The organism is Leisingera sp. SS27, assembly GCF_028368855.1.
Taxonomy (GTDB): domain Bacteria; phylum Pseudomonadota; class Alphaproteobacteria; order Rhodobacterales; family Rhodobacteraceae; genus Leisingera.
In genome coordinates, this window is the sequence record NZ_JAQNCY010000005.1 from 113,570 (window position 1) to 136,036 (window position 22,467).

Here is a 22,467-nt window from a genome sequence, read left to right on the forward strand (position 1 = left end):
GCGCACCTGCCGTCAGCCCCCCCGGCTGACGGCATATTTACGTTTGGCAGCGCGGCGAAGCCTGTGCCACTCTGCCTGCACCGGTATTTCAAAACACAGGCATTCCCATGAAGAAGATCGGCATTCTCGGCGGCGTCGGCTGGGCCTCCACTCTCGATTACTACCGCGCCATTTGCGAAGGCGCCGGGCGGTTCTTTGCAGAGCGCGGCGCGGGCTCACCGCTGCCGGTGCCGCCGATCACCATCGAATCCGTGGTGCAGGCGCAAACCCGCGCCTTGCGCGGCCGCCCGGGGGATGAGGCAAGCTGGGCCGCTTTTGATGCCGTCTTCCGCGAGGCGATGCTGACGCTTGAACGCGCCGGCTGCGATTTCGCCCTGATCGCCTCCAACACCCCGCACGCCCGCCTGCATGCGATCCGCGAGGGCGTGGTGATGCCGATCCTCAGCATCTTCGACGCCACCGCGGAAGCCACCGCTGCAACCGGTGCCGCCCGCGCACTGGTGCTGGGCACAACAGTCACCATGCAGGCCCGCAACTATTCCAGCGTGCTCGCCGCACATGGGGTCACAGCAAATGAGACCCTGCCGCAGGACGAGATCGCTGAAATGCAGATGATGATCGACGAAGATTTCTACGGCGGCGCATCGGCCACCGCACAGGACCGCCTGCTGCGGTTCTGCGCGAAACACGCCCAGCCTGGCACCGCCATCCTGCTGGCCTGCACCGAACTGCCTCTGGCCTTCCCCGGTCACATCGACGACGTCAGTTTCGAGGCCGGCGGCTTCCTGTTCGTGAACCCTTCGGCCGCCCATGTCACCGCAGCGCTGGATCTGGCGCTGGCGGACGAAAAGGCCGGTTAGACCCAGCGCACCTCAACGCCGATGCGCTCAAAGAACGCCATCACGTCATCGCGCTTCATCGCCACCGTGCGGTCATTGACCAGCGGGTGCATATAGATCACGTCCGCCTCCTGCGCCTGCGCATCCATATAGAAGGTGACGCCCTTCCCAGCGCCAGTGATCATCGCCAGCGGGCTGACCGCGCCGGGACGGATGCCGAGATTCTCCAGCAGCCGGTCGGCAGAGCCAAAGGACAGGTTGCCGATGTCCAGTTCTGCGCCCAGCGCCTTCAGGTCGATCTCCCGGTCCTGCTGCAGCGTCACCAGGTAGTTCCGCTTCTTCTTGTCCCGCAGGTACAGGTTCTTCAGCCGCAGCGCGTTTTCGCCCGGCACCATGAACTGCGCCTCGACACCCTTGGCATCCACCACCGTGCGCAGCGGCACATGGGTATGCAGCTGATAGGCAATGCCCCAATCATCCAGCTGCTTCAGCAGCGCATCCGAGGAGATGGGCAGGCTGTCCTGATAGGCCGATGACGCATCCATGATCTTACTCCGCAAGCCGTTCCGGTTTGCCGCGCAGATCACAAAAAACAGTGCCGGGGCGCAAGAGCTGTTCCGCCCTTCGCGCCCCGTTTTGCGCCATCGCACCACAGGGCGGGTGCTCAGACCCGCCCCCTGCCATATCACGCCTCAGCGAAATCCGCCCGCCGTGCCTCCTCGTAGTGGTCGAAGTCGGTGCTGAACCAGCCGGTGCCGCGGGTGGCGCTGGCCAGGGTGCTGCACAGATCATCCTGCGCCGACATCGGCAAGAGCGTCTCGAACACGTCCCAGCCCGCGACGCCGTCCTCGGCCTCGAACCCCAGGATTTGCCCCTTCATGCCGCTCACCACCGGCACCAGCCCGCCGGTGAACACCGACGGCACATGGATATGCACCCGCATGATCGGCTGCAGCAGCACCGCACCGGCTTCTGCCAGCGCCTCCTTCACCGCGTTCTTGCCAGCGGTCCGGAACGCATAGTCGGAACTGTCCACCGAATGGTGCTTGCCATCCTTCAGGGTCACGCAGATATCCACCACCGGATGGCCATTGAGGCCCAGCGCCAGCGCCTCGCGCGCGCCCGCCTCGACCGAGGGGATGTAGTTCTTAGGCACCGCGCCGCCCTTCACGGTTTCCTCGAACACGAAACCGCTGCCGCGGGGCAAGGGCTTCACCTCGATCACCACATCGGCGAACTGGCCGGCGCCGCCCGACTGCTTGCGGTGCCGGTGATGCACCTGCACCGCTTTCTTGATGGTCTCGCGCAGAGCCGGCGGCACCGGCGCCTCCTCCACTTCGACGCCGAACTCATCCTTCAGCGCTTGCTTGATCCGCCGCATATGCAGCGGCCCCTGCAGGTTCAGCAGCACATGGCCGCTGGCTTCATCCTGGCCCAGCACCAGCGCCGGGTCGATTTCCGCCAGCCGCTCCAGCGCCGTGGACAGCCGGGCGTCATCACGCTCGTTCACCGGCGTGATCACCCGCCGGAAGGTTGAGGGCCGCGGCTGCGCCCACTCCGGCAGCGGTGCCGCGCCATCCGGCCCGTAGGCAAAGCCGAGGTTCAGGTGGTCGGATTTCACCGCCTGCCCCATATCGCCTGGCGTCAGGCTTGTATTGGCGGCCGAACCGACGCCAGTCAGCGATCCCAGCGCCGCACCGCCAACCGGCACGCCGTTGCCGACACTGCCGTCCAGCGCGCGCACCATCACTGTCTTGCCCAGATGCTTGACCAGATCCGCCATACAGCCGACCGCCGTAACGCTGCCGTCCTGCGACAGCCGTTCCAGAGCCGCCCCCACATCCGGCGCTTCATGGCGCAGCGACTTCATCAGCCGCAGGATCCCGTTCTTGTGCTCCGCCGATCCCATCAGCGCCGGGATCAGGTCGTTGTGCTGCAGCACCTTGGTGGCCACCTCATAGGCTTCCTCGGCCATCACCTGCTGATCCTCGATCAGCTCCTCCAGCAGCGTGTCGTCAAAATCCGCCAGCGCCTCCAGCAGTTCGGTTCGGGCTTCCTGTTCGCGCGCGTACATGGCAACCGGCAGCTCGATCAGCGCCGAAGGCTTGCCTTCCTGATACTGCCAGGCGCGCTCGGAAATCAGATCCACAGCACCCACAACCTGTCCATCCTCGCGGATCGGCACCTGCCGCAGGATGATGTTGTGGCTGCAATAGGCCTGAAGCGCAGCAACGATCTCCGCCACCCGGTCCGCCGCCTGGTCCATGCGGTTGACAAAAATAAAGGCGGGGACCCCCGCCTCCTCCAGCTTGCGCAGGTACGGCGCGCTCAGCACCGCAGCGCCGGCGTCAGCCGGAACGCAGAGGACGGCAGCATCACTGGCCGCCAGCGCCGGACCCGCCTGCGCCAGATTGTCAGCACCGCCCGCGATGTCGATCGCAGCCCAGTCCTCGCCCATAAATGAAAAAGGCTGCAAAGCGGCGACGCCTGCAACCTCCTGCCGCTTGCCTGCAGCGCTGTCCAGATTGGCCAGCGCCGAGGCCAGCGTTGATTTGCCGGACTGCGACGGTCCCAGAATAGTGAAAACGCGCATGTTCTCAGATCCTCCCTTAGCTGATGCGGCTGCCCGCCAAGGTGCGCGAACCCTTCGGTTCGCGTGAACTGCCTGCGCTGAAGATCTGCCTCACGGCTCTTTCGAGCCGGCCCATCCGCTGAGTGATTGGCGTTGGGCCACCGTTTGATGTTGGCCAGCCACCCGCGCCCGTGTCAAGCGCGCAGAGGGTGTAGCGGCGGGCCCCCGCGCACGATTTTTGACGCAACCCGTGCCGATTTCCCCTCCCTCCCGCCTTTCCCTGGGGTAAGCTTGAATTATGAAAATCACCCGCAACACGCCTGAGCAGCTGATCCTGGCCGACAACCCCTGGTTCATCGGCATCTCCCTCATTCTGTTTATCCTCGTCTTTGCCGGGGCAGGCCTGGGGGCGGCCAGTACCGGCGGTGAAAATCTCTGGTTCGGCCTCTTCTTTGCCCTCGCGGGCGGCGGGATGGGCTTTGCCGCTTTCTGCCTGTTCGTGCGCCGGGTGCAGGTGATCCTCGACCGGCCCGGCGGCAGCGTCGTGATCCGGCGCCAGTCGGTGTTCGGCTACAGCCAGGTGGAGCACCGCCTCGCCGACCTCTCCCATGCCGAAGTGGAAAGCACCACCAGCCGCCGCGAGGGCCGCACCCGCACGCTCTACCGCCCGGTGCTTGTGCTCGACAGCGGCATGAGCGCCGGCCGCCACCCGGTGGTCGAAGCCTACACCAATGGCAGCGGCCCGCAGCGGCTGGCGGAGGCGATAAATGCCTGGCTACCCGCCTCAGAGACGGACGGGCAGCAGGAAAGCCGCTAGGCTCAGCCCGTGAAGGTGCAGTATTCCCGGACATAGCGGAGATAGCCTTTGGTGAACATCTCAGCCTTGGCCTGCACATCTTGGCCTTCATGTAGGATGAAGCCGCTGTTTTTTCTTTCAATGTAATGTGTTGTACCGTCACCCCGGGGGGATCTTTCAAACTCTCCCTTTGGCGTCCGTTCAAACGGTTTCTCGTGGGTAAACTCGGTTCCAGACTTGGCCTTCAGAACTATCAGCGTCAAAGGCGGGCTTGCTTCCAAATAACTATAGCGCAAAACCTCACCTGACTTGGAGAAATCACCCAAATCCACCGACGCCATTGGCAGAGTAAAGGACGTCCATAAGACCCAGCCCTCATCTTCAACGTTTTTCCAGCGAAAGGTCGTCAAAGTGCAGCCGTCAACTTCGACTTCATGGCGCTCCTCGCTGGTCTCATTCCTTCCGCCTGCTTCAATCTGCGCAATCAGATCCTCCCGGGTCACCTCATCCGCCAGCAGCGGCGATGCCAGCACCGCACAGCACAGGGCAATAACGTTCAGAATATTCCTCATCAAAAGCCTGCTTTTAACAACATCACTTTTGCAGCTAGCCACTGCCCCGCCAGCGTTCAAGCCACAAAGGTTGACTCCGGCCCCCAATCCGCGTAACCCCCGCCCCAACATCCGGGAGATTTGAGTCTTCCGGTCCCTGCCCGTGCCAGGGATCGCCCCCCACCAGCGTGTTACGCCCGTGGGGGCATTTGCGCATGGTTCGCTTGTCCCCTACATACGGGGGCGCCACACCTTGAAACCGGCATTAGGAGGCCGCAGGCATGTTTGAAAATCTATCCGAACGCCTTTCCGGCGTCTTTGACCGGCTGACCAAACAGGGCGCCCTGAACGAGGAAGACGTCAAATCCGCCCTGCGCGAAGTCCGCGTGGCGCTCTTGGAAGCCGACGTCTCGCTGCCGGTTGCCCGCGACTTCGTCAAGAAGGTGCAGGAACAGGCCACCGGCCAGGCGGTCACCAAATCGGTGACCCCGGGCCAGCAGGTCGTGAAGATCGTGCACGACGCGCTGGTCGACGTGCTGCGCGGCGACGAGGACCCCGGCAAGCTCAAGGTCGACAACCCGCCCGCCCCCGTCCTGATGGTCGGCCTGCAGGGGTCCGGTAAAACCACCACCACCGGCAAGCTGGCGAAACGGCTGAAGGAGAAAGAGGGCAAGAAGGTCCTGATGGCCTCGCTCGACGTCTACCGCCCGGCGGCGATGGACCAGCTGGCCGTCCTCGGCACCCAGATCGGCGTCGACACCCTGCCCATCGTGCCCGGCCAGAAACCCGTCGACATCGCCAAACGCGCCAAGCAGCAGGCGACCTTGGGCGGCTATGATGTCTACATGCTGGATACCGCCGGCCGCCTGCACATCGACGAGACCCTGATGCAGGAGGTCGAGGACGTCCGCAATGTGGTCTCCCCGCGCGAGACCCTGCTTGTGGTCGATGGCCTGACCGGCCAGGTCGCCGTCGAGGTGGCCGAGGAATTCGACGCCAAGATCGGCATCAGCGGCGTGGTGCTCACCCGGATGGACGGCGACGGCCGCGGCGGTGCGGCGCTGTCGATGCGCGCTGTCACCGGCAAGCCGATCCGCTTTGTCGGCCTGGGCGAGAAGATGGACGCGCTCGAAACCTTCGAGGCCGACCGGATCGCCGGCCGCATCCTCGGCATGGGCGACATCGTGGCGCTGGTCGAAAAGGCCCAGGAAACCATCGAGGCCGAACAGGCCGAGAAGATGATGAAGCGCATGATGAAAGGTCAGTTCAACATGAACGACCTGAAGATGCAGCTTGAACAGATGCTCCAGATGGGCGGCATGGAGGGCATGATGCAAATGATGCCCGGCATGGGCAAAATGGCCAAGCAGGTGCAGGACTCCGGCATGGACGACAAGGTGCTGAAGCGCCAGATCGCCATGATCCAGTCGATGACCAAGAAGGAACGCGCCAACCCCGCCCTGCTGCAGGCCTCCCGCAAGAAACGCATCGCGGCCGGTTCCGGCATGGAGGTCTCCGACCTCAACAAGCTTCTGAAGATGCACCGGCAGATGGCCGATGTGATGAAGAAGATGGGCAAGATGGGCAAAGGCAAGATGCTGAAACAGGCCATGAAGGGCATGTTCGGCAAGGGCGGCATGCCGGATATGGGCGGCATGGACCCCAGCCAGATGGACCCCAAGGCGCTGGAAGCGGCAGCCAAGGCAATGGGCGGCAAAGGCGGCCTGCCCGGCGGCCTTCCGGGTCTTGGCGGCGGCATGGGCCTGCCCGCAGGCCTCAGCGGATTTGGCAAGAAGAAGTAAGCCATGCAGCTCCCCGCCATCCCTCAGCTCGAAACCGAACGCCTGGTCCTGCGCGGACCGGAGGCGGCGGACTTCGGGCCGGTGGCAGCGTTCTTCGCGGACGAAGCACGCTCCTGGGGGTTCGGCGGGCCGCTCGACCGCAACGAGGCCTGGCGCTGGTTCACCATGTCGGTGGGCCACTGGGCGATGCGCGGCTTCGGCTTCTGGACCATCACCTGCAAGCAGACCGGCGAGGCGCTTGGCATCACCGGCGTCTGGCAGCCCGAAGGCTGGCCCGAACCTGAACTGGGCTGGGTTGCCTTCCCTGCAGGCGAAGGCCGCGGCATCATGGCAGAGGCCGCACTGGCCGCTCGCACCCACGCCTATGAGGTGATGGGCCTGCCTGCACTTTGCTCCAACATCTTCCCGGGCAATACCCGCTCGGTGGCGCTGGCCGAACGGCTGGGCGCAGTGTTCGAGGCAGAGTTCGACAACCCCAAACACGGGCGCGAACTGGTCTACCGCCACCCCGCGCCCGTAACGCCTTGCGACGGCGGAATGGAGGCCTACGCATGACCTCCCGTCAGTTCACCGTGCCCGGCTTAACGAAAAATTACGCAGTCTCCCCGATACTCCTTCACCGGATGGGTGAAATTGACACCGGGCGGCCTGCCGCCCGGGCAATGGGGTATGACATGAAAGACGCGCAAAGGCAGTATCCTAGGCTGGCCTCCAAGCGGCTAATGCTGATTTCTCCGGCGGACCCGGAGTTTGACGCCCAGGCGGCCTTCCTGGCGCCGGACGCGCCGCGTTTCATCAATGTTGCAGATGATGCCGATTCGCTGTGGTGGTCGATTGCTACCATCATCGGCCACTGGCACCTGCACGGCTACGGCCTGTTTGCTGTGCTGGAGCGCAGCACCGGCCAGACTGTCGGCCTGGTTGGCCCCTGGTTCCCCAAGGGCTGGCCGGAACCGGAATTGTCCTGGCACCTGATGGAAACCGGCGAGGGCAAAGGCTATGCCAGCGAAGCTGCGCAATGCGTGCTGGACTGGCTGTTCACGGTGGCTGGCTGGGACTCGATCGTTTCCTACGTGCCAGAGGAAAACAAAGCCTCCATCGCACTGGCCCGCCGGGTTGGCGCACAGCCGGAAAGGACCGTCTCCTTCCGCCTGCAGCCTGCCCCGAACATCCGCGCCTGGCGTCACCTGCCGTCTGCCCGCGGCGGGCATACCCGGGATGCACGGGGGTTGCTGCACTGATGCGCCCGGCATCCGTCATATCCCAGCGCCACCGCGCCCTTCCGCAGGAAGGAGCGCGCTGATGCCGTTTGACATCCCGGTGATCGAAACCCGCCGCCTGGAACTGCGCGGCCCCGAAGCGCAGGACTACCCTGACTTCAAGGCCACCTTCAGTTCCTACCGCTCGCGTTTCATGGGCGGGCCTCTGAACACATATGAGGCCTGGATGCTTTACGCCGCAGAGATCGGCCACTGGCAGGTCCGCGGTTTTGGCATGTGGATGATCCACGACAAGGCAAGCGGCGAGACCTACGGCATGGCCGGCGGCTGGCAGCCCGCGGGCTGGCCGGAGCGCGAGATCGCCTGGATCATCTGGCCCGGCGCGGCCGGCAAGGGCTACGCGCTGGAGGCAGCACATGCCGCCCGCCGCCACTTTTATTCGGAACTGGGCTGGGAGACGGCGGTCAGCTATATCGACCCGAAGAATCTCGACTCGATCCGGCTCGCGGAACGGCTCGGCGCCACCAAGGACCATGGTGCCGCCACCATCGACGGCAACGATGCCGTCTACCGCCACCCCGCGCCGGACGCCCTGAAGGACAGCCAGATTGCCCATGGCATCGACATGGAAATCAGCCATTACGCCGATCCGCTCTTCAAACCGGAGGGCTGGGCCATTGACTGACCTGCGCGCGAATTTGCGGATGCTGCGCTGCGGCGGTGCACAGGTGGTGCACAGCCGGTGCACCCCAGGCACCCCCCTGATGACACCCCGGCCTGCTGCATTGCGGAGAACCCGATGACAACAGATACCCAAGATCCCGTCGCCCGCGCAGCCCAGCTGCTGAAGGGCCACCGCGAAAGCATCGACCGTCTGGATGCAATCCTCGTCTATACTCTGGGCGAGCGGTTCAAGCACACCCAGGCGGTGGGCCATCTTAAGGCCGAACACGACCTTCCCCCGTCCGATCCCACCCGCGAAGCGGCCCAGATCGCGCGGCTCGAAGACCTGGCGGAACAGGCCGATCTGGATCCTGAATTCGCCAAGGCATTCTTGAACTTCATCATCGATGAAGTCATCCGCCACCACAAAAAACACCAAGAATAACAAAGACAACAGGAACAACCGGGGCATACCCCGGATAACGCCATCAAAGGAGATGTACCCATGGCAATGAAAATCCGTTTGGCCCGCGGCGGCTCCAAAAAACGCCCCTTCTACCGCATCGTGGCTGCTGACAGCCGCATGCCGCGCGACGGCCGCTTCATCGAGAAGCTGGGCACCTACAACCCGCTGCTGCCGAAAGATTCGGAAGAGCGCGTGAAAATGGACATGGAGCGCGTGCAGCACTGGCTGGACCAGGGCGCGCAGCCGACCGACCGTATCGCCCGCATGCTGGAAGCCGCAGGCGTCCGTGCCAAGACCGAGCGCAACAACCCGAAAAAAGGCACCCCGGGCAAGAAGGCCCAGGAGCGCGCTGAAGAAAAAGCTGCAAAGGCTGCTGAAGCCGCCGAAGCAGCTGCTGACGCGGAATAATTCCGTGGAGCTGCGGGGCGCTTTTCCCGAAGAGTTCCGCAGCCAGCTTGATCTGCTGATGCGGCTCCGGCGCGACGTGCGCCGGTTCCGCAGCGATCCGGTGGAGGAGGCAGTGCTGATGCGCTGCCTCTCTGCCATTCAGCTCGCCCCCTCCGTGGGCCTGAGCGAACCCTGGCGCATCCTGCGGGTGGAGAGCGATACCGCCCGCGCCGCGGCGCTGAAGAATTTCGAAGCCGCCAATGCCCAGGCGCTGACCGGGTACTCCGGTGAAAAGGCTGAACGCTATGCGGAACTGAAACTGTCCGGCATGCGCGAAGCTCCGGTGCAGCTGGCGGTCTATTGCGACGACGAGACCCTCCAGGGCCACGGGCTGGGTGCGTCCACCATGCCGGAAATGCGCCGCTATTCGGTAGTCACCGCCATCACCCTGTTCTGGCTGGCGCTGCGCGCCGAGGGCCTGGGGCTCGGCTGGGTTTCGGTCCTGGACCCCCAGCAGCTGAACCGTGACCTGAATGCACCCGAAGGCTGGAAGCTGATCGGTTATTTCTGCATCGGTTACCCGGAACGGCTGTCGGATACGCCGGAACTGGAAGAAACCGGCTGGGAAAGCCGGATGGCGGATCTGCCGCTCGAAACCCGCTGAGACCGTCATGGGACGGTTGATAAGGCTTGTGTTTTTTGTTGCAGTGGCCTTTACCGCGGGCATCTTCTTTGAACGCAACCACCAAGTGGAACTCTGCGAACAATCCGGCGGCCAATGGCTGCGCGCGGGGTTCTGTGCAAAGGACTGACACCATGAGCGATCTGATCTGCGTAGGCGCAATTGCCGGCTCCTTCGGGGTGCGCGGCGAGGTGCGGCTCAAGAGCTTCTGTGCGGTCCCGGAAGAGATCGAGGACTACTCGCCGCTCAGCAACGAAGACGGCAGCCAAAGCTATTCCCTGACCATCACCCGTCCGATCAAGAACGGCTTTGCAGCGCTGCTGGGTGGTGTGGAGACCAAAGAAGACGCCGACGCAATCAAAGGCCTGCGCCTGTTTGCCCGCCGCGATCAGCTGCCGCAACTCCCGGACGACGAATTCTACCACGCGGATCTGATCGGTCTGGAGGTTTATGACACCGGTGGCACCCTGCTGGGCACCGTGAAGTCGGTGCAGAACCACGGCGCCGCCGACCTGCTGGAAATCCACGGCCCTGGCCTTAAGGCCACGGTGCTTCTGCCCTTCACCCTGGAAGCTGTGCCAACCGTGGATCTGACCCAACGGCGCATCATCGCTGACCCGCCTGAAGGGCTGTTCTGAGACGGCAGGTCAGTCTGCCTCATCCGCCAGAAGGGCATCCAGAACCCGCACCGACCAGACGGCTACCATTTGGGTCTTCACACGCTCCTCAGGTGGTTTGGCCCCCAGGCTGAGCCAAAGCCGGAACAATCGCCAGGCAAAGAAGAAACGGAAAACCGGATCCCCTGTCAGCCCGGCGCCATAACCTTCTTCAAAAGCCGCCCAATCCGCTTGTGCCACCAGCCCGAACCCGGGGACACTGTCTTCTGCAGCTAAGTGCTCCAGGCAGTTTGCCAGCCAGATATCGGCCAGATCGCGCTGCGGGAAAACAGCCTTATGGTTCAGGAAATCAATGAACGAGACCTCCTGATCCGACAGGATAATATTGCGCAGGTGCAAGTCGCCATGCGCCACTGCGCTGCGGAACTCGCATCCCCGCGCGCGCCTTGCAGCCCGGTGCAGATGTGCGCACAGCCCCAAAAATCTATTGGGTTTCGGCAGTTGAAGCTGCCCCTCGCGCACCGCCTGCGCACGGTCTGAAACCGACTTCAAAAAAGGTTTCGGCCAGAACTGCTTCTGCCCGGCGTCGGATACTCTGTGCAATTCGGCCACTGCACCACCAATGCGGCGCAGAACATCAGCCCTGGCACCAAAGCCGTAGTCGGTCAGGGCCAGCGCCCGGTAGGCTGTTTCCCCGGGGACAAATTCCATCAGCACATAAGGATGTTCCGGATCCTGCCACAAGACTTCCGGAACCGACACACCAGGGACAGACTTCAGCTGCCGGGCAACTTGCCCATGACGCTCCAGGTCCCTTACCCGCCTTAGCGGATTGTCGGATTGGAAATCGGCCCGCAGCACAAACCGTTGCCCCGCAGCTGTCGCAATCTCCAGCACGCAGCGGCTTTGCTGCAGGCGCCGGTTGGACTGCATCCTGCGGAACTTCGCGCCAGCTTCAGGCAGACCGGCGGCCGCTGCCGCCTGAGGCCACAGCGCCTGGGTGCGGGCCTGCACCTCGTCCGAGGCAGCAAACCCGTCTCCGGCAACCGTTGGCGGCCTTTCTGAATTCATCAAAACACCCAAGCTTTGTATTGCGTGAAAATCTGACTGAACTAAACAGCATCATTATGACAGCACCAAGCAAATCCCATGGCCGCAAAGCCATCCGCCCGACCCTGAAGCCGCGTGAGCTGATGACCCCGACGCCGGATCTGGCCGGCGTGTGGAAGGCCAAGATCATCACGCTGTTCCCGGAGGCCTTTCCCGGTGTGCTGGGCGAAAGCCTGACAGGCAAGGCGCTGCAGGAGGGGCTTTGGCAGCTGGAAACCACCGATTTGCGCGAATTTGGCATCGGCAAGCACCGCAACGTGGATGACACGCCTGCAGGCGGCGGGGCCGGCATGGTGCTGCGCGCTGATGTGCTGGGCGAGGCGATCGAACACACAATGGCGGACACCCGCGGCAACTGGCCTCTGGTCTACCTGACCCCGCGCGGCCGACCGATGAACCAGCAGATGATGCATAATTTTGCCCAATGCGACGGCATCACCCTGCTCTGCGGGCGGTTCGAGGGCGTCGATGAGCGGGTGCTGGAGCATTACGGCATCCAGGAGGTCTCGCTGGGAGATTTCGTGATGACCGGCGGCGAGTTAGCCGCGCAGGCACTGATCGACGCCACCGTGCGGCTGATCCCGGGGGTGCTGGGCAATCACGCCTCAACCGAGGAGGAGAGCTTCTCCTCCGGTCTCTTGGAGCACCCGCAATACACCCGCCCCGCCGAATGGAAGGGCCGGGAAATCCCGGATGTGCTGATGTCAGGCCATCACGGCAAGATCGCCGAATGGCGGCACGGGATGAGCGAAGAAATCACCAAGGCCCGCCGTCCGGACCTGTGGGAGGCCTATGTCCGCGTCAAGGATCGCGGCAAACCGTAACGCAAGTGATGCAGCAACCTGGCTTTTCCCCGATGCAAGCCGTTGCCGCAATGGCGAACCCGTGTTTTACTCTTCCTGCATAAGTTAAATGACAGGAGACCGCAGGGTGGCTGGGAAATTTGAACTCTATACAGACAATGCAGGCGAATTCCGCTTTCGCCTGAAGGCAGGCAACGGCGAGAACATTCTGGCCAGCGAAGGCTACAAGCAAAAGGCCAGCGCTGAGAACGGCATTGCGTCGGTCAAGAAGAACGCCGGCGATGATGCGCGCTATGAGCGCAAGGAAACCTCAGCCGGCAAGCACATGTTCAACCTCAAGGCCACCAACGGCCAGGTGATCGGCACCTCGCAGAGCTATGCCAGCGCCTCTGGCCGGGATGGCGGCATCGAGTCGGTCAAGAAGAACGCGCCGGATGCAGCCATCGACGATCAGACGGCCTGAGACGGCTCCGGGCCCGGTCCGGGCCCGGCCGCAGCCTGCCTTCAGGGCATCTTGTTGTTCTGCCAGACGGTCAGCGTTGTTCCCTGTTTGAAGGTGACATCGCCCTTGGACTGGTTTCGCACTGTTTCCCAGCCAATATCACTGCTGCCCAGCCGGTCATCCGGGAAGTGGGTCTTGAACTTCCAGTCGCCGGCCGTGGACGAGCGGGTCAGCACGACCAGGCAGTGGGGCACCATCTTCACACCGCCGCCGCCGGATTTCTCGACCAGTTTCACGTTCAGGGCCTTGAACATATCATCCAGGCTGGATTTACCCTGCTCAAAGTCGGAAACGGCGGATTTGATATCGTTGAGCGAAACGGCAGCCCCATCGCGCTTGAGCGCGTAGCCCCAGCCCGGCGCCGAAGCCGGCGGCCCCATCTTCAGGGTCAGCGACGTCAGTTCATCCGTCACCTGATTGGCCTGGGACATCTTGCCAGTGGCATAATGCGTGAACCCCTTGAACTTCGCGGCAATGGCCGTTGCCCGGTCGACGGCTTCCTTTTCAAGAACCGGGGTTGCCCACATGGAGGCATTGCCGCCGCTGTACTGTTTACGGTCAAAGCTGGCTGCGATCTGCTTTTCGACCTCCGAACGGTTGGCGATCACCCGTTTGCCGTCCTCCTCGGTATAGGTGATTTTCACCTTGTTCCACTTCTCGGTCACCTGCGCCGTGCCTGAGGAATTGCCGCTCTGGTCCGGGGTTACCCCGTCCTGCGAAGAGGCCCGCATCGCCTGGCGCTCCATGCCGGTCTGCGCACCATGGCGACCCGTGCCGTGGCCTTCGCCGCCGTCCTCTGCCTTGATGCGTTCTTCCTGCCATTGCTGCGCCTCAGCCTGCTTCTTGATCAGCGCCTCGATCTGGCTGCGGGCCTGATCCACCGGCACGCTGTCCAGCATGTCGTCCAGTGCCGTGATGCGGGACTTGATGTTGCTCAAAGCTGTCACAAAGGCCTTCTCCTTCTCCAGCTTCTCGGCCTTCATCTCCTCAACATTCTTCAGCAGCTGGCCACGGGACTGCTCCAGCACCTGTTTGGCCTTCTCAAGCCGCTCGGCGCTGGCATCCACCTGCTGCTGCTTCTTGCTGATATCCTTGGCTTTGGTCAGCCCTGATAGGGTCTCCTGCAAGTCCTTCAGCACCCCGGCTTCGCGGGTCACAGCCGTTTCCAGCTTGCCCAGTTTAGCGATTTCCTCCTTGATCCGGCTGGCCAGCATCTTGGCCGCCTTGCCAGAGTCTGATTGCGCAAAATCCTTGCTGCGCTTCTCCGCGTCCTGTTCATCGGACGCCAGCGCCGCCTTCACATAGCCGACCATTTCCTTGTCGAGCACTTCCATCCGGGCGTAGGCCTGTTTCCATTCGCCTTTCTCGAAATGTTCCGCCACAGCCCCGAAATGCTGGCGCAGTGCCTTGCGCTCATCATCCATGATCTTGCCCTTGACCTTGTCGAACCGGGCCGTCGTGGCTTTGAGCCGGGTCTTGGCGTTGGTTTCTTCCTTGGAGGCCTCCTTGCCGCCGCCGATCAGCTTGATCAGCTCCTCCATCCGGGTATTGAGGGCGATCAGAGTCTTGGCAGCCTTCTCTTGATCGGTGTCCTTCTGCTCCTCAATTTGCCCGAACAGGATGCGCAGTTCCTTGCGCTCGTCATCGGTTATCCTGCCCTTGATCTTGTCAAACCGGCCTTCCACTGCTTGCAGCCGTTTCAGAAATCGCTTGTCCGGATCAGCCTCGCCGCCCGCATCCAGGTCTACGGCCACAAGCTCATAGCCGAACTGGGTGCCCTTCATCAGCGGCTTCAGCTTCTTTTCAGGCATTCTGCCCTTCACAAGGCTGAGCCTCAGCGTGCCATCCTTGACAGAACACTGGCCCACAGCCCGCTGCTTGGCTTTGGACTTCAGCTCCTTCAGCAGGGGCGGTGCCGCTTCGCCGACAATCAGAATGGATTGAGCTGAGCCATTCAGCGTGACCTCATCATAGAAGTAGAAATCGCCCGGCGTGGCATCCAGTTTCTTGAGCTCCTTCTTCAATTCCGTCTTGTAGGATTGTTCGCTGTTGAAAATGTCGATTTTCTTGAATGGCATGCTGTTTCCCCTCCCTGATGAGGCGTGCCCGGCCCGCTGCATATGCTGACGCAGCGTAAAGTAATGTATTTGAACGGTAACCGCAGATCTGCAGCCGATCAAAAGGAAAACACGGCCTGCGATCCGGGCGGTACCGCAGAATTCCCTTGAAACATTGGCACGGCAGGCCTAAAAGCCGCTCGTCTGGTGCCGGGAATCGGCCCCGGGCCGCTGGCTGTTGGATCAGTCCCGGAAATCTTCTTCGGTTTCCTTCAGGATCCGGCCTGCCAGCTGCAAGGAACAGACGGCGTGATCTCTGGCGGGCTGCCTAAGGCGGGACCCGGTGAAGACCAGGAGCTCTCATGACGGCACAAACCTCTGCGGAATGAACCGCAGGCAAATTAGGAGAGTTGCGATGGACCTGATCGCACAGCTGGAGGCGGAACAGATCGCCGCCCTGGGGAAAGAGATCCCCGACTTCAAAGCCGGTGACACCATCCGTGTCGGCTACAAGGTGACCGAAGGCTCGCGTTCGCGCGTGCAGATGTACGAAGGCGTTTGCATCAGCCGCAAGAACGGCTCGGGCATTGCCGGCTCGTTCACCGTCCGCAAGATTTCGTTCGGCGAAGGCGTGGAGCGTGTGTTCCCGCTGTTCTCGACCAACATCGACTCGATCGAAGTGGTGCGCCGCGGCCGTGTCCGCCGTGCCAAGCTGTACTACCTGCGCGCCCGCCGCGGTAAGTCGGCCCGTATCGCAGAAGATGCGAACTACAAGCCCAAGAAAGCCTGAGGAGCGGTATCATGAAAAAAGACACCCATCCCGAATACCACTTCATCGACGTCAAAATGACCGACGGCACCATCCTCAAGATGCGCTCCACCTGGGGTTCTGAGGGTGACCAGCTGGCACTGGACATCGACCCGACCGTGCACCCGGCATGGACCGGCGGCACCTCGCGCCTGCTGGACGCCGGCGGCCGCGTGTCCAAGTTCAAGAAGAAATACGAAGGCCTGGGCTTCTAAGCCGCCTGCCGTACTTTTCAGAACTCCCGAAGGCTGCCCCGGACGGGCAGCCTTCTTTCTTTTTCTCCTGACGCTGGGGCCCGATGCGCGCCCTGCGGGAAAGACAGCCCCCTCGTGAAACAAGCCCTGGCCAACGCACTGCAAGAACGCGGATATGAAACCCTGACCCAAGTGCAGGAGGCCGTGACCCAGCCCGAGGTGGAAGGGCGCGACCTGCTGGTGTCTGCACAGACCGGATCGGGCAAGACTGTTGGCTTTGGCCTGGCTTTGGCCCAGGATCTGCTGGGTGAGGATGAGGCGTTTGGCGACGCCGCGGCGCCGCTGGCGCTGGTGATTGCCCCGACCCGCGAACTGGCGCTGCAGGTGAAACACGAACTGGGCTGGCTCTACCGCGGCGCAGGCGCACGGATTGCCTCCTGCGTGGGCGGCATGGACATGCGCGACGAGCGCCGTGCGCTGGAGCGCGGCGCCCATATCGTGGCCGCGACCCCGGGCCGCCTGCGCGACCATATCGCGCGCGGCTCCATCGACCTCAGCCAGGTGCGCGGCGTGGTGCTGGACGAGGCCGACGAGATGCTGGACCTTGGCTTCCGCGAGGATCTTGAGTTTATCCTGAGCGAAGCGCCCGAAGACCGCCGCACCCTGCTGTTCTCCGCCACCGTGCCGCCGGCAATTGCCAGCCTGGCCGAAACCTTTCAGCGCGATGCGATGCGGATCAAGACCGCGGGCGAGACCAAGCAGCACGCGGATATCGAATACCGCCTGATGAGCGTGGCGCAAGCGGACGCAGAAAACGCCATCATCAACGTGCTGCGCTTCTATGAGGCGCCCAGTTCCATCGTCTTTGCCAACACCCGCGCCGCGGTGAACCGTCTGGCGGCGCGCCTGACCAACCGCGGCCTGCCGGTGGTGACCCTGTCGGGCGAGCTGTCCCAGACCGAACGCAGCCACGCGCTGCAGGCGATGCGCGACGGGCGCGCGCGGGTCTGCGTCGCCACCGATGTGGCGGCCCGCGGCATCGACCTGCCGGGGCTGGAACTGGTGGTCCATGCAGAGCTGCCCTCGAACCACGAAACCCTGCTGCACCGCTCCGGCCGCACAGGCCGCGCGGGCCGCAAAGGTGTCAGCGCCCTGATCGCGCCGCCAAAGGCACGTTCGAAGGCGTTGCGCCTGCTGAAATGGGCCAAGCTGACCGCCGAGCATTGCGAGGCCCCTTCTGCCGATGATGTGCTGGCCCGCGACGAAGAGCGCATACTGGCCGACCCCGTCTGGCAGGAGCCGGTTGCCGAAAACGAGCAGGCTGGCGTTCAGACCCTGCTGGACACATTCACACCCGAACAGATCGCTGCCACCTACCTGCGCCTGTTCCGCAGCCGCCACTCTGCACCTGAGGACCTGCGCCCGGCGGACACGCCGGAACCCCGCAAGGAGCGCAAGGAACGCAAAGCCTTCGGCCCATCCGTCTGGTTCTCGCTGTCCGGCGGCCGCGAGGCCGGCGCCGACCCGCGCAAGGTGCTGCCGATGCTGTGCAAGGCCGGCAATATCGACCGCGATGCCATCGGCGCAATCCGGGTGCAGGACAATGAAACCTTTGCCGAAATCAGCGAAGGCGCGGTCGCGGGCTTCCTGAAGGCGCTGGACGGCAAGACCGAACTGGAGCCGGGCGCGGTGCTGACGCAGCTGGCGGAAGCACCGGAGCTGGCCCCTGCCCCGCGCCGCGGCCCCGGCGGGCCGAAGGGCGGCTTCAAAGGCGACCGCAAACCCAAGCCGCACCGCGGCAAGGAAGACGGCCCGAAACCCTACCGCGGCAAAGACAGTGCGGAGAAGCCCTACCGCGCAAAATCCGAGCGGTCCGAGGACAACCGTCCGCCGCGCAAGGAGTGGAAAGACAAACCGGCCCGGGAAGAGCGCAGCGAGCCGCGCAGCGACGCCCGCCCCAGCAAGCCCAAGCCCGCAGTAACTGCCAAGCCCAAAGGCGCATCGGATCCGTCCAAGCGGATGGCCCGGCCCGGCGCGCCCGCGGCCAAGCCGTTCAAGTCCAAGGGCCCCAAACCGCCGGTTGGCAAGCCCAACAGCAAGAAGAACAAGGCCCGCGCTGCGGCAGGGCTGACTGCAAAAGGCGGCAAGGGCGGCGATGCCCGCCCCAAGCGCAAGCCGGCGGGTCCTGCAAAACACAGGTGATACACTAAGTTTACCAGACTGTCCGCGCGGCTTTTCTTGGCGGAATCCAGAGCCTATACAGGGTCTCAAAGCAAAAGACGTGCAACAAAGCACGAGCGAAGGGACCTGTACATGGCGCATATCATTGTCGTCGGCAACGAGAAGGGCGGCGCGGGAAAGTCGACCGTTTCCATGCACGTCGCAACCACCCTGGCCCGGCTGGGCCACAAGGTGGCGGCGCTGGATCTGGATCTGCGGCAGCGCTCCATGGGACGCTACCTGGAGAACCGCAAGGAGTTCTGTGCCAAGGCAGGGCTGGATCTCCCGATGGTGGAAATCCACGAGCTGCCGGAGATTGACCCGGCGAGCCTGCAGCCGGGCGAAAACATCTATGACCACCGCCTGTCGGCGGCGGTTTCGGCGCTGGAGCCGGGCCATGATTTCATCCTGATCGACTGCCCTGGATCACACACGCGCCTCAGCCAGGTTGCGCATTCGCTGGCAGATACGCTGATCACACCGCTCAATGACAGCTTTGTCGATTTCGACCTGCTGGCGCATGTGGATCAGAAGGGTGAGACCATTACCGGTCCGTCGGTTTATTCCGAAATGGTCTGGAACGCCCGTCAGTTGCGGGCACAAGCCGGGCTTAAGCCGATCGACTGGATTGTGATCCGCAACCGGGTCGGCACCCAACGCATGGTCAACAAGGAAAAGATGGAACGCGCCATCAAGATGCTGTCCAAACGTATCGGATTCCGCATCGCACCGGGTTTTTCCGAAAGGGTGATTTTCCGCGAGCTTTTCCCGCGCGGCCTGACGCTGCTGGATCTCAAGGATATCGGCGTGAAGCAGCTGAATATCTCCAACATCGCCGCGCGGCAGGAGCTGCGCGACATGATGAAAGAGGTTAACCTGCCCGGGGTCGAGATCAGCCTCTGACTCCGGCTGGGCGGCCGCTTAGCTGTCGCAGCCGCAATTGCCACGGTAGATCGTGTACAGCTCCATCGGCTCTGCCACACCACGCAGCATGTAGCGCCCCAGGGACACCAGATCATGATTGGTGCCTCTGGCGGCGGTTTTCACATCTTCGGACATGATGATGTTCTGGCCGACAGAGCGGTGCATGCCGGCAATCCGGGCGGTCTGGTTCACCGCCTGGCCGATCACAGTGAAATCCAGCCGGTTCTCGGCCCCGATATTGCCATAGAGAATGGTCCCGGCGTGCAGCGCCAAGGTGAAGCCGGCAGTCGGCAGCCCCTCCTCCTCACGTTCTGTGTTGTAGGCGCGCACTTTGCCGCATAGCTCATTGGCGGCAGCCAGAGCTGCGTGGGCGTCTTCCTCGATGCTGCCCAGATTGAACATGGTCAGCATGCCGTCCCCCATGAACTTGAGGATGTTGCCGCCATGCGCCTGGATGGTTTCCACCGCCAGTCCGAAATAGCCGTTCAGCATCTCGATGAGTTCCGTTCCCGGCAGCCGTTCGGCCAGCCGGGTGAATCCTTTGAGGTCGAACAGGCAGATCACAGCGTCGATCTGCTGCGAGGAGCCGCGCTGGATTTCCCCGGACAAAACCCGGCGCCCGGCGTCGCGCCCCAAGTACACCTGCAAAAGATCGCTGGCCATCTGCCGGTTGGAAGATGATTTTAACGCGAGCCCCAGATGCGGCAGAGTTGTGCGGATCAGGTCCAGCTCGCGGCCGGAAAACCCGCCGGGCCGGTCTGAAGCCCAAGAGACCAGCATGCCCTCGCGCGGGTGGCGCGGATCGTTGGGCTGATCATCCGGCGGCGAGAACCGCACGCCTTTGGCAAAGTAGTCGGTCGCCCCGCGCTCCCGTAGTTCGGGCAGCAGGGGGAACTGTTCCGGCGCGCCGTCCTCCAGCCGCTCTCGAAACTCTTCCAGATTGTGTTCCAGGATGTGGAAGAACGGACTGCGCAGCCATTCCTCGCGCGGGGATTCGCGGTATTCGTAATGTTCGTGGCTGATGCCGTCTGCCCGGGTCCAGTTGAAGCCGATACCGCCGAATTTCGGGTGAAACGCCCGCTGTGCCAGATGGAACCGCCACAGCGGCACCCCCGCATCAACCAGACGCTGGCAATACCCCTGCAATAGATCCTGCTGCTGCGCCCCATGCAGGCCCTGCTCCATCAGCCAGGCAATCAGCGGCCCTGAATTGACATCAATCTGTATCATCGCTTCACCTTCAATCCCGCTGTCTTATCTGGGGGCTGGGCCTTGCAATGTCTATGGTTCAATCCCTGCTAAATTGCGCAGCATATACCGCAAAATTGCAACCTCGCCGGTGGTGAAGCGGGCACAGATCCTGGTGTCGAATTCCAGCGCGTGCTCGCGCAGGTCCTTATACGCCGCCTCACCGGCCGGGGTCAGCGCCAGATGTTCGGCCCGGCGGTCGTTTTCATCGCGGGTGCGGGTCACAAAGCGCTTTTCGGACAGCTTGGCCACCGCGCGGCTGATCTTGGTCTTGTGGATCTTGGCGCGGCTGCCGATCTCCTTGGCGGTCATCTGGCCGTAGTTGCCCAGGTGGAACAGTACCCGCCACTCAGTCCGCAGCATCCCATAGCGGTTCTTGTAGTGTTTCTGGAACCCCAGCGAGCTTTCCTCAGCGGCGCGGTTCAGCAGGTAAGGCAGGAAATCCTGCAAAGCGAAATCATCTTTTTCGTTCATATTCGTCCCCTCTCCCTTGTTAGTTACAAAAACAACTAATATCCCGCAAGCAGCAAGAGGAGAAACGCGCGATGAATCGGCCAGCCGATCCACATGAAATGATCCAGGCCCCCTCTCTTCAGGGGCCGCACGAGGGCTATATGCCCGGCTTTGCGAACGACTTTGAAACCGAGGCGCTGCCCGGTGCGCTGCCGCAGGGCATGAACAGCCCGCAGAAGTGCAACTATGGCCTTTACGGTGAACAGCTGAGCGGCACCGCCTTCACCGCCGATGTGCCGGAGCGAACCTGGTGCTACCGGATCCGCCCGTCTGTAAAACATTCGCACCGCTATGAAAAAACCGACCTGCCGCACTGGAAGTCAGCACCTTGCGTTGATCCCGACGTGATCTCATTGGGCCAGTACCGCTGGGATCCGGTGCCCCACACGGAGGAAGGCCTCACCTGGCTCACCGGCATGCGCACCATGACCACCGCGGGCGACGTGAACACCCAGGTCGGCATGGCGAGCCACATCTATCTGGTCACCGAGTCGATGGTGGACAGCTACTTCTTCTCCGCCGATTCCGAACTGCTGGTGGTGCCGCAGGAAGGCAGGCTGCGGTTCGCGACCGAGCTTGGCATCATCGACCTGGCACCGCAGGAGATCGCCATCATACCGCGCGGGCTGGTCTACCGGGTGGAGGTGCTGGAAGGCCCCTGCCGCGGATTTGTCTGCGAGAATTACGGCCAGAAGTTCGACCTGCCGGGCCGCGGGCCGATCGGGGCAAACTGCATGGCCAACCCGCGCGACTTCAAGGCGCCGGTGGCGGCGTTTGAGGACCGCGAGGCGCCCTCGACCGTGACCATCAAATGGTGCGGCCAGTTCCACGAGACCAAGATCGGCCATTCGCCGCTGGATGTGGTCGCCTGGCACGGCAATTACGCGCCCTACAAATACGATCTGACCACCTATTGCCCGGTCGGTGCGATCCTGTTCGACCACCCGGACCCGTCAATCTTTACCGTGCTGACCGCGCCGTCGGGCGTGCCAGGCACCGCCAACATCGACTTTGTGCTGTTCCGCGAGCGCTGGATGGTGGCCGAGAACACTTTCCGCCCGCCGTGGTACCACAAGAACATCATGTCTGAGCTGATGGGCAATATCTACGGCCAGTATGACGCCAAACCGCAGGGGTTCGTGCCGGGCGGCATGAGCCTTCACAACATGATGCTGCCGCACGGGCCGGATAAGAACGCCTTTGAGGGCGCGTCGAACTCCAACCTGGGCCCTGAGAAGCTCGACAACACCATGTCCTTCATGTTCGAGACCCGCTTCCCGCAGCATCTGACCGCATTTGCAGCCAAGGACGCACCGCTGCAGGATGACTACATCGACTGCTGGAGCGACATCGAGAAGAAATTCGACGGCACCCCCGGCCTGAAATGAAACGGTGAGGGGGCGCTGCCCCCTCTGGGCCGGACAGGCCCATTCACCCCCGGAGTATTTCCGGAAAGATGAAAAGGATCTTCGGATCCGGAAACTGGAGACACG

At 62.9% G+C, this 22,467-nt stretch carries 24 protein-coding genes; 17 read left to right on the forward strand and 7 right to left on the reverse strand.

Annotated features, from left to right (window positions below; genetic code table 11):
- Positions 1 to 107: 107 nt before the first annotated feature.
- Positions 108 to 860, forward strand: coding sequence for an aspartate/glutamate racemase family protein (locus tag N6L27_RS12555; RefSeq protein WP_271907609.1), 753 nt, complete (start codon positions 108 to 110; stop codon positions 858 to 860).
- On the opposite strand, the gene N6L27_RS12560 is transcribed toward N6L27_RS12555, so the two are convergent.
- The gene (locus N6L27_RS12560) at positions 857 to 1,384 is read right to left on the reverse strand and encodes a prolyl-tRNA synthetase associated domain-containing protein (RefSeq protein ID WP_271907610.1); all 528 of its coding nucleotides are present in this window, start codon (positions 1,382 to 1,384) and stop codon (positions 857 to 859) included. The genes N6L27_RS12555 and N6L27_RS12560 overlap by 4 nt on opposite strands.
- 140 nt (positions 1,385 to 1,524) lie before the next feature.
- Positions 1,525 to 3,432: an elongation factor G gene (locus N6L27_RS12565; RefSeq protein WP_271907612.1), complete on the reverse strand. Its 1,908-nt coding sequence runs from the start codon at positions 3,430 to 3,432 to the stop codon at positions 1,525 to 1,527.
- 277 nt (positions 3,433 to 3,709) lie between these two features.
- Here N6L27_RS12565 and N6L27_RS12570 point away from each other — a divergent pair, with 277 nt between their 5' ends.
- Positions 3,710 to 4,228 carry a hypothetical protein gene (locus N6L27_RS12570; RefSeq protein WP_271907613.1) on the forward strand — a complete coding sequence of 173 codons (519 nt, stop codon included), beginning with the start codon at positions 3,710 to 3,712 and terminating at the stop codon, positions 4,226 to 4,228.
- Between the two features lie 2 nt (positions 4,229 to 4,230).
- On the opposite strand, the gene N6L27_RS12575 is transcribed toward N6L27_RS12570, so the two are convergent.
- Entirely contained in the window at positions 4,231 to 4,779 is a 549-nt protein-coding gene (locus N6L27_RS12575) for a hypothetical protein (protein ID WP_271907615.1), read from the reverse strand.
- A 260-nt stretch (positions 4,780 to 5,039) separates the two neighbouring features.
- Here N6L27_RS12575 and ffh point away from each other — a divergent pair, with 260 nt between their 5' ends.
- The 8 genes from ffh (at position 5,040) to rimM (ending at position 10,616) form a co-directional block, all read left to right on the forward strand.
- Complete coding sequence (gene ffh / locus N6L27_RS12580; protein ID WP_271907617.1) at positions 5,040 to 6,560, forward strand: signal recognition particle protein; 1,521 nt, start codon at positions 5,040 to 5,042, stop codon at positions 6,558 to 6,560.
- Positions 6,561 to 6,563: 3 nt separating this feature from the next.
- Positions 6,564 to 7,115: a GNAT family N-acetyltransferase gene (locus N6L27_RS12585; protein ID WP_271907619.1), complete on the forward strand. Its 552-nt coding sequence runs from the start codon at positions 6,564 to 6,566 to the stop codon at positions 7,113 to 7,115.
- Between the two features lie 167 nt (positions 7,116 to 7,282).
- Positions 7,283 to 7,801, forward strand: a complete 519-nt coding sequence (locus N6L27_RS12590; protein ID WP_271907621.1) for a GNAT family N-acetyltransferase — start codon at positions 7,283 to 7,285, stop codon at positions 7,799 to 7,801.
- A 61-nt stretch (positions 7,802 to 7,862) separates the two neighbouring features.
- The gene (locus N6L27_RS12595) at positions 7,863 to 8,465 is read left to right on the forward strand and encodes a GNAT family N-acetyltransferase (protein WP_271907623.1); all 603 of its coding nucleotides are present in this window, start codon (positions 7,863 to 7,865) and stop codon (positions 8,463 to 8,465) included.
- A gap of 114 nt (positions 8,466 to 8,579) precedes the next feature.
- The gene (locus N6L27_RS12600; protein WP_271907625.1) at positions 8,580 to 8,888 is read left to right on the forward strand and encodes a chorismate mutase; all 309 of its coding nucleotides are present in this window, start codon (positions 8,580 to 8,582) and stop codon (positions 8,886 to 8,888) included.
- Positions 8,889 to 8,948: 60 nt separating this feature from the next.
- Complete coding sequence (rpsP, locus tag N6L27_RS12605; RefSeq protein ID WP_271907627.1) at positions 8,949 to 9,317, forward strand: 30S ribosomal protein S16; 369 nt, start codon at positions 8,949 to 8,951, stop codon at positions 9,315 to 9,317.
- Positions 9,318 to 9,321: 4 nt separating this feature from the next.
- Entirely contained in the window at positions 9,322 to 9,960 is a 639-nt protein-coding gene (gene bluB, locus N6L27_RS12610) for a 5,6-dimethylbenzimidazole synthase (protein WP_271907628.1), read from the forward strand.
- 152 nt (positions 9,961 to 10,112) lie between these two features.
- A complete protein-coding gene (rimM, locus tag N6L27_RS12615; RefSeq protein ID WP_271907630.1) occupies positions 10,113 to 10,616 on the forward strand; it encodes a ribosome maturation factor RimM in 504 nt (167 codons plus the stop codon).
- A gap of 9 nt (positions 10,617 to 10,625) precedes the next feature.
- Here rimM and N6L27_RS12620 read toward each other — a convergent pair whose 3' ends face one another.
- Positions 10,626 to 11,666 carry an aminoglycoside phosphotransferase family protein gene (locus N6L27_RS12620; protein WP_271907632.1) on the reverse strand — a complete coding sequence of 347 codons (1,041 nt, stop codon included), beginning with the start codon at positions 11,664 to 11,666 and terminating at the stop codon, positions 10,626 to 10,628.
- A 56-nt stretch (positions 11,667 to 11,722) separates the two neighbouring features.
- Here N6L27_RS12620 and trmD point away from each other — a divergent pair, with 56 nt between their 5' ends.
- Complete coding sequence (gene trmD / locus N6L27_RS12625) at positions 11,723 to 12,529, forward strand: tRNA (guanosine(37)-N1)-methyltransferase TrmD (RefSeq protein WP_271907634.1); 807 nt, start codon at positions 11,723 to 11,725, stop codon at positions 12,527 to 12,529.
- A gap of 106 nt (positions 12,530 to 12,635) precedes the next feature.
- Positions 12,636 to 12,971 (forward strand): YegP family protein, encoded by a 336-nt coding sequence (locus N6L27_RS12630; protein ID WP_271907635.1) that lies wholly within the window; start codon positions 12,636 to 12,638, stop codon positions 12,969 to 12,971.
- 41 nt (positions 12,972 to 13,012) lie between these two features.
- Here N6L27_RS12630 and N6L27_RS12635 read toward each other — a convergent pair whose 3' ends face one another.
- On the reverse strand, positions 13,013 to 15,088 hold the full coding sequence (locus N6L27_RS12635; RefSeq protein ID WP_271907636.1) for a hypothetical protein: 2,076 nt from the start codon (positions 15,086 to 15,088) through the stop codon (positions 13,013 to 13,015).
- Between the two features lie 394 nt (positions 15,089 to 15,482).
- Here N6L27_RS12635 and rplS point away from each other — a divergent pair, with 394 nt between their 5' ends.
- The 4 genes from rplS to N6L27_RS12655 all read left to right on the forward strand — a co-directional run bounded on the left by rplS (position 15,483) and on the right by N6L27_RS12655 (position 19,192).
- Complete coding sequence (gene rplS / locus N6L27_RS12640) at positions 15,483 to 15,857, forward strand: 50S ribosomal protein L19 (RefSeq protein ID WP_019296661.1); 375 nt, start codon at positions 15,483 to 15,485, stop codon at positions 15,855 to 15,857.
- Between the two features lie 11 nt (positions 15,858 to 15,868).
- Positions 15,869 to 16,090: a 50S ribosomal protein L31 gene (gene rpmE / locus N6L27_RS12645; protein WP_271907637.1), complete on the forward strand. Its 222-nt coding sequence runs from the start codon at positions 15,869 to 15,871 to the stop codon at positions 16,088 to 16,090.
- A gap of 114 nt (positions 16,091 to 16,204) precedes the next feature.
- On the forward strand, positions 16,205 to 18,271 hold the full coding sequence (locus N6L27_RS12650) for a DEAD/DEAH box helicase (protein ID WP_271907638.1): 2,067 nt from the start codon (positions 16,205 to 16,207) through the stop codon (positions 18,269 to 18,271).
- A 111-nt stretch (positions 18,272 to 18,382) separates the two neighbouring features.
- A complete protein-coding gene (locus N6L27_RS12655; RefSeq protein WP_039186833.1) occupies positions 18,383 to 19,192 on the forward strand; it encodes a division plane positioning ATPase MipZ in 810 nt (269 codons plus the stop codon).
- Between the two features lie 18 nt (positions 19,193 to 19,210).
- Here N6L27_RS12655 and N6L27_RS12660 read toward each other — a convergent pair whose 3' ends face one another.
- Both N6L27_RS12660 and N6L27_RS12665 read right to left on the reverse strand, forming a co-directional pair.
- On the reverse strand, positions 19,211 to 20,443 hold the full coding sequence (locus N6L27_RS12660) for an adenylate/guanylate cyclase domain-containing protein (RefSeq protein ID WP_271907639.1): 1,233 nt from the start codon (positions 20,441 to 20,443) through the stop codon (positions 19,211 to 19,213).
- Positions 20,444 to 20,494: 51 nt separating this feature from the next.
- Positions 20,495 to 20,935 (reverse strand): MarR family winged helix-turn-helix transcriptional regulator, encoded by a 441-nt coding sequence (locus N6L27_RS12665; protein ID WP_019296666.1) that lies wholly within the window; start codon positions 20,933 to 20,935, stop codon positions 20,495 to 20,497.
- A gap of 71 nt (positions 20,936 to 21,006) precedes the next feature.
- Between N6L27_RS12665 and hmgA the strand changes: the two genes are divergently transcribed.
- On the forward strand, positions 21,007 to 22,362 hold the full coding sequence (hmgA, locus tag N6L27_RS12670; RefSeq protein WP_271907640.1) for a homogentisate 1,2-dioxygenase: 1,356 nt from the start codon (positions 21,007 to 21,009) through the stop codon (positions 22,360 to 22,362).
- The last annotated feature ends 105 nt before the right edge of the window (positions 22,363 to 22,467 follow it).